A 6,781-nucleotide genomic window follows, 5' to 3' on the forward strand; every position below is an offset into this window, starting at 1 on the left:
ATCCGAAGCAGCTTCGGCGCGTCGTGCTCGGCCCCTTCTATTCCGCCGGCATCACCGAAAACAATTCGACGGTGGCTGAGGTGCTGGCCAAGGTGCGCAAGCCGGAAAACGCCTGGCTGCTCACCTGGACCATCCAGGAGGTCTTTTCCAAGTCGGAGAAGCCCGGCCGCAAGGGCCTGTTCTCCAGCGAGAAGACGACGCAGGAATTCTTCATCAACACCGACGACCTCGAGGCGGCGCGCCAGGGTGTATCGAGCTACGAGAACCATGCTCTGATCCCGCACGAGGCCTATCAGGCACTTTACGCCGCCGGCGAGGCACAGAGGATCTTTTCCGGCTACAAGGTCCACATCCTGTCGAACGGGCAGGTCATCAGCGACGTTTGATTTCAACCGCGGAGCATCCTTCATGGACACCGGGCTGACAACGATCTCGGAAGCGGCAATCGAAAAACACCGCGCAACCGCGCAGAGCTTCATCACCCGCATCGTCGTGCTGGAAGACCCGTCGCGCGAATCCGGCACCGCGCTCGCCGGCACCAACCGTCGCTTCGTCTCGACCGTCTCGGTCGGCTCGGTGCGCCGCACGCGCGAGGTCGAGCTCACGAAGACGGTCGCCGCGATCCATCCCGACGACCAGTTGATGACCATTGCCCAGCACACGCTTCTCTACCGCGCTCGCCGCGGCCTGGCGATCGCGCTCGCCATAGCGGGCGTCTTTGCCGAGGGTTCCGACCTCGAAAGCCTGCAGGCGAAGAATGCCCGCGCCCCGCTCGAAGGCGACGAAGCCGCAACCTTCAAGAAGCTTCTGTCGGCCTCGGCCTATGTTTCGGCCTTCAGCTTCGCCTCCTACCTCTTCCAGCTCATCGACAGCGACGGCGAGGCGCCGAACGACATCCCCGAACCCGACTTCCTGTTCGACACGCCGCAGGACGCGGTGAAGTCGATCGTGGCCGGCCTCGACCTGGCAATTGCCGGCTCCAGGGACGATGCCGATTTAGCAACGCGGGCGCGCGCCTTTGCCCGTGTCGCCATTGACGGGCTGCTCGCGCGAAAAGGCCGCTTCGACGGCATCGGCCCATTCGAGAACGCCCATATCCGCATCGATGTCGACGACTTCACGCTCGACGGCTTCGACGTGGCGCCCGGCAAACGCTCGAAGCCGCTGGTGATGACCTTCAAGAAGCCGGAAGAGGTGGTCGGCAATCATATCGCCAAATTCCAGTCGGTCAGGCTGGCCAAGATGCTGATGGCCTACGACTTCGAGCGCGAGCTGAACCCCTTCGTCGAGCTCGGCGGGTTCCTGTTCACCTTCATCGGCGATGGCGCGCCGGGCACCGGCAAGACGACGCTGATCCAGATGATCGCCGGTCTCGTCAACGGCTATTGCCAAGTCGCCGGCTATCCCTTCGCCTACGAGAATTTCGGCGTCGACCAGATTTCGTCCTATCAGGGCAAGTCCGGCCAGAACTGCCGCCAATTCGTCAACAACGTGCTCAATCCGCGCGTCATCGGCTTCGGCACCATCGACGACATCGACCAGGTGGCGGCGCGCCGTTCCGACGACCGCGCGTCGGCAGGCCAGCAGGAGATCACCGGCGTGCTGATGGACGCCTTCGCGGGCGCCTCAACGGTGGTGCGCGGCAACTGTTCCTTCGGCATGTTCTCCAACTATCCGGAAAACGTCGACGATGCGCTGCGCCAGCGCGCCGGCGCACGCTGGCTGGTGGACGGTCCGCAGACCCGCGACGACTACATCGACATCTTCGTGCTGCTTGCCGGCAAGAACCACAAGATCCCGCTCGGGGACCACAAGCTCTACGCGGCGCAGGAGATCCAGCGCGCCGTGGCGGAAGCCTATGAGGAGCACGAGAAGCCGCAGGAAGACGGATTGATGAAGGTCTATGAGCGCTACATGAAGGAGAACGGCGCCCCGAAGACGCTGGCCGATATCGGCACCTATCTGCACATGATCAAGGATGCCGAGCCGCGCTTCACCGGGCGCGCCATCAAGAACGTCACCGACGCCATCAAGATGCGCGCCATGGATATCGAGCTGCCGGACGACTGGTTCGAGAAGCCGGAAGCCTTCATGCACAAGAGCTACGACGACAAGAAGGCGATGATCGAGGAACTGCGCGGGCCGTTTTCGATGGACATGGTCATGCAGGAGATCAACCGCTACGCCGATTCCGAATTCCGTTATTCCGACAAGTCCGACGACGCGGCGGTGGAGAAGCTCCTGCGCGACGCGCGCCTGCGCGAACGCGCGGCGCGCGAGATGGAGGAGTTGAAGAAGAAGGGCCTGTGGAATGCTTAATGTTGCTTCGCTGCTCACATGTGCTGAAAGACGTAGCTCCAACGCTGGCGCCCCCCTCTCCCCGTTCTTCACGGGGAGAGGGTAAGGGTGAGGGGCAGCGCATGCGTGGACCGGTAATCGAGACGACGAAGCGAGCACGGCGATTGCGCCAGTCAGACAACGATGCCGAAGGCGCACTTTGGCACGAGCTGCGTGATCGCAGATTGAACGGGTACAAATTCGTGCGGCAGTTCCCCATAGGCAGGTATTTCGCTGATTTTGCCTGCAGGGAATGCCAGCTTGTTGTCGAAGTTGATGGGAGCCAGCATATCGCGAACAAACATGATCAGATTCGCGATCGCTTCATGGTGTCAGCCGGCTGGTCCGTCCTCCGCTTTTGGAACGTTGACGTTTTGAAGGACAGGGAGGCGGTGCTTCAGACCATACTGGCGGCCGTCGAGCAGCGTTTAGGGCGCCACATCGATACACACGACCTTCGATTTATTGCCGCCGAAGGTTATGGGGAGACATATCCTTGACCGTTCGCGCCGCCCCTCACCCTTACCCTCTCCCCGTGAAGAACGGGGAGAGGGGGACGCCAACGTTGGCGCTCCATCCTTCGCCCATACGGGAAAATCTCACTGGGTCGCCCAAATGACCCCCAGCAAAAAGCCCGACCTCCTGCGCGACAACGAGCTGATCTATGGCAGGCTGCTCGCTATCGACGAGCCGCACCTCATCCAGCGCTACAACAAGGCGCTTGCCGCCTTCGGCCTTGAGCCGACCAAGCTGAAAAGCTTCCAGATCGACCGCACCGGCTTCTCGCCCGAGGTCGCCGAGGAGTGCGGCGACTACGACTATCTCGATCCCAATGAGGTCAACCGCCGCTTCATCATCCTGACGCCGTCGCAGATCGACCTGCCGGTGGTGCACACCGCCTTCTCCAACACCTCGCAGTTGATGTTCGAGTTCATGTCGAAGAACCAGCGCGCCATCGACGCGCTGACCATCAAGGATGTCATCTACGGCGAGATCGAGGACTCTGTTCCCAAGGTCAACGACATCGAGGATCTTCTGTCGATCAACCAGGTCGAATTCAAGGTGCTGTCGGCCGAGGATGTGCTGGGCAAGGCGGCCGAGCTCGGCAAGCTGGTCGACCGGTTGAAGCAGGAGCCCGACGCCTGGCGCGACGACGCCATGCTTGAACGCATGGTAGATCTCGCCAAGGTCTGCGGCGACATCCGCGAGAACGCGCTGGTGCCCGACCAGGTGATCTTCCGCCACAACGCCTATTGGACCAGCCATTTCGGCGGGCTCTACGTGTTCGTCGATCCCGATATGACGACGGTGATCAGCGATCCGGCCGCTCCCGGCTTCCGCCGCTCGCGGCCCTGGCAGGTGAGCTATCTGTCGATCAACGACGCCGACAAGGTGTTCCGCTTCCTCGCCGCCACCGGCCGCCTGGACCTGCCGCGCGCCTCCTGGATCGAGGCCTCCGGCTATCTCGAGCATCGCGCCGAGATGGTGGTGCGGGCGCTGATCCGCGACGCCGAGCCCAACCGCAACCTGACCGACGTGGACAAGGTCTGGCTGCAGACCTGGATCCAGCGCCATGCCGACCTGATCGCCAGCGACGGCAACTTCCCCTTCCTCAACGCCGCCAAGCGCGAGATCGCCCAGTTCGGTCACCTGAAGCTGGATGACGTGCCGCCGCGCCTGCGCTTCCTGGCAGTACGCGCCAAGCCCGATCATCCCGATGCCTGGCTCACCAACCAGTTGATCTCGGATTTCGTGCCGCAGGACTTCGTCTCGCGCTACGTCTTCAACAAACCGGGCTTCTACAAGGACTTCGACGGCTTCAGCGACGCCTGGCGATCGCATGTTGTGGACGTTCTGAAAACCACATATTTGAAGGACAAGGCGGCGTTCCGCGCGCGCCTTTACGGCTTGACTGACTGAGGGGGTGACGAGAGCCATGCTTGATCCGATCGTGAATTTCTTTACCCGAATTTTTCAATGGATTGGCCGCGGCATCGGCTTTGTCATCGGCATCGTCCTGTGGCCGTTCATGTGGGCAGGCCGCTGGTACGGGCAGCGCGGCTGGATCCTCAAGGCTGTGGTCGGCCTGGCCTTGCTGGTGCTGATCGGCCTCTATGCCAACTTCTTCTACGCCACCCAATGGTGGAACAATTTCGAGCCGAACTATCCCGACAAATACACCTTCGAGACGCGTAACGTGTCGGCCGGCGAGCAGGTGTCGGCCGGCGCCGGCACCGACACCGCCAAGACTTGCGGCAACTCGGCAATCGCCCAGGTGGCTGCCGATCTGACCGACTTCAACGTCAATCAGAATGCCTGGATCTCGTCCATGATCCTCTACAAGCTCGGCTTGTTCGGCATCGACTGGGACCACACGCCATGGATGGACAACAAGGCTTCCTTCCAGCGCGGCATCAACCAGGCAGTGCGGCGCACGGCGACCGAGCTCGCCGACAATCTGGGTCGCGTGCGCACCACCTCGCAGATCGACGCCGACCTGCAGGACGCGCGCGGCAATCTGCAGTTCGATGAAGAGACTTGGTATTTCGGCCTGAATCCGTTCGGCCCGAAGACCCCGACGCCGAGCTACTATCGCGACGCGGTGCGCAAGCTGCGCTCCTTCAACGCTCGCCTTGCCAGTTGTCAGGCGACGTTCGATGCCCGCGCCGACAATCTGAAGCAATATATCGACCGTATCTCGTCGGACATCGGCTCGACCTCAGCAATCCTCAAGGAGCGCGCCGAGAACCACAATGATGGTTGGTTCGACTTCCGCGCCGACGATCGCTTCTGGTTCGCCTATGGCCAGCTCTATGCCTATTACGGCCTGATGAAGGGAGCGCAGGCCGACTTCGACGACGTGATCAAGGAAAAGCACCTGCAGAACCTCTGGGACACGATGGACGCCCAGTTCGTCTCGGCGCTGCGCATCCAGCCCTTCATCATCGCCAACGGCCGCGAGGACGGCTGGCTGCTGCCGACGCACCTGACAACCATGGGCTTCTATATCCTGCGCGTACGCTCCAACATGGTCGAGATCAGCAACGTGCTGACCCAGTAACGCTGGACCAGACAGCCGGGCGGTGGCGGATTTGCGCCGTCGCCTCTGTCGCTTTTCGCGTATTGCGCGGCTGTTTTAAGACGGCGGAGCGGCGTCGGCTCTGGCTTCTATACGGCGCAACGACCGGGCGCCAAAGACCCTGGGAAGGCCCGACCGGGAACAGCAATTTATTTCTTCACAGGAAACATAGTTGCATGAAAGTTGACGCCACGGCAGCGACAGGGTTAGAACATGCCCTTGCGTCCGGGCGACGTTCCGAACATGCACGAATGATCGAACCCCTACCCTCCACCGCCCAATCCAGAGGAAAGCCGTCATGGCCGAAGTGAAGTCCGACATCGAGATCGCGCGCGCCGCCAACAAGAAACCGATCCAGGAGATCGGCGCCAAGATCGGCATCCCGAACGAGCATCTGCTGCCCTACGGCCACGACAAGGCGAAGGTCTCGGCCGAGTTCATCAAGTCGGTGAAGGGCAACAAGGACGGTAAGCTCATCCTGGTCACCGCCATCAATCCGACGCCGGCCGGCGAAGGCAAGACGACCACTACGGTTGGCCTCGGCGACGGCCTGAACCGCATCGGCAAGAAGGCGGTCGTGTGCATCCGCGAAGCCTCGCTCGGGCCGAATTTCGGCATGAAGGGCGGCGCGGCCGGCGGCGGCCTCGCCCAGGTGGTGCCGATGGATGACATGAACCTCCACTTTACCGGCGACTTCCACGCCATCACCACCGCCCATAACCTGCTTTCGGCGTTGATCGACAACCACATCTATTGGGGCAATGAGCTCGGCATCGACATCCGCCGCGTGGCCTGGCGCCGCGTCATGGACATGAACGACCGGGCGCTGCGCGATATCATCTGCTCGCTGGGCGGCGTCGCCAACGGTTTTCCTCGCGAGGCCGGCTTCGACATCACCGTCGCCTCGGAAGTGATGGCGATCCTGTGCTTGGCCACCGACCTCAAGGACCTCGAGAAGCGCCTCGGCGACATCATCGTCGCCTACCGCCGCGACAAGTCGCCGGTCTATGCCCGCGACCTCAAGGCCGACGGCGCCATGGCCGTGCTGCTGAAGGACGCCATCCAGCCCAACCTGGTGCAGACGCTGGAGAACAACCCGGCCTTCGTGCATGGCGGCCCGTTCGCCAACATCGCGCATGGCTGCAACTCGGTCGTCGCCACCACGACGGCGCTGAAGCTCGCCGACTACGTCGTCACCGAAGCCGGCTTCGGCGCCGACCTCGGCGCTGAGAAATTCTTCGACATCAAGTGCCGCAAGGCCGGGCTCCACCCGGCGGCGGCCGTCATCGTCGCCACCGTGCGCGCCATGAAGATGAATGGCGGCGTCAAGAAGGAAGACCTCGGCAAGGAGAACATCGAGGCGGT

General features: G+C 62.3%; 5 protein-coding genes and 1 pseudogene. All 6 read left to right on the top strand.

Translation table 11 applies throughout. The features are described from left to right. Positions 1-386, top strand: a pseudogene (locus tag EOA29_RS20410) (hypothetical protein); the annotation flags it as partial. 22 nt (positions 387-408) lie between these two features. Further along, positions 409-2,319, top strand: a complete 1,911-nt coding sequence (locus EOA29_RS20415; RefSeq protein ID WP_126092325.1) for an ATP-binding protein — start codon at positions 409-411, stop codon at positions 2,317-2,319. A gap of 101 nt (positions 2,320-2,420) precedes the next feature. Next, entirely contained in the window at positions 2,421-2,837 is a 417-nt protein-coding gene (locus tag EOA29_RS20420; protein WP_126092324.1) for a DUF559 domain-containing protein, read from the top strand. A 115-nt stretch (positions 2,838-2,952) separates the two neighbouring features. Beyond that, complete coding sequence (locus tag EOA29_RS20425) at positions 2,953-4,257, top strand: DUF6638 family protein (RefSeq protein WP_126092323.1); 1,305 nt, start codon at positions 2,953-2,955, stop codon at positions 4,255-4,257. A 16-nt stretch (positions 4,258-4,273) separates the two neighbouring features. After that, positions 4,274-5,398 carry a DUF2333 family protein gene (locus tag EOA29_RS20430; RefSeq protein ID WP_126092322.1) on the top strand — a complete coding sequence of 375 codons (1,125 nt, stop codon included), beginning with the start codon at positions 4,274-4,276 and terminating at the stop codon, positions 5,396-5,398. Positions 5,399-5,714: 316 nt separating this feature from the next. Continuing rightward, a partial coding sequence (locus tag EOA29_RS20435) for a formate--tetrahydrofolate ligase (RefSeq protein WP_127221356.1) occupies positions 5,715-6,781 on the top strand: 1,067 nt, incomplete at its 3' end.

Origin of the sequence: Mesorhizobium sp. M1E.F.Ca.ET.063.01.1.1, assembly GCF_003998155.1 — a bacterium.
Lineage (GTDB): Bacteria > Pseudomonadota > Alphaproteobacteria > Rhizobiales > Rhizobiaceae > Mesorhizobium.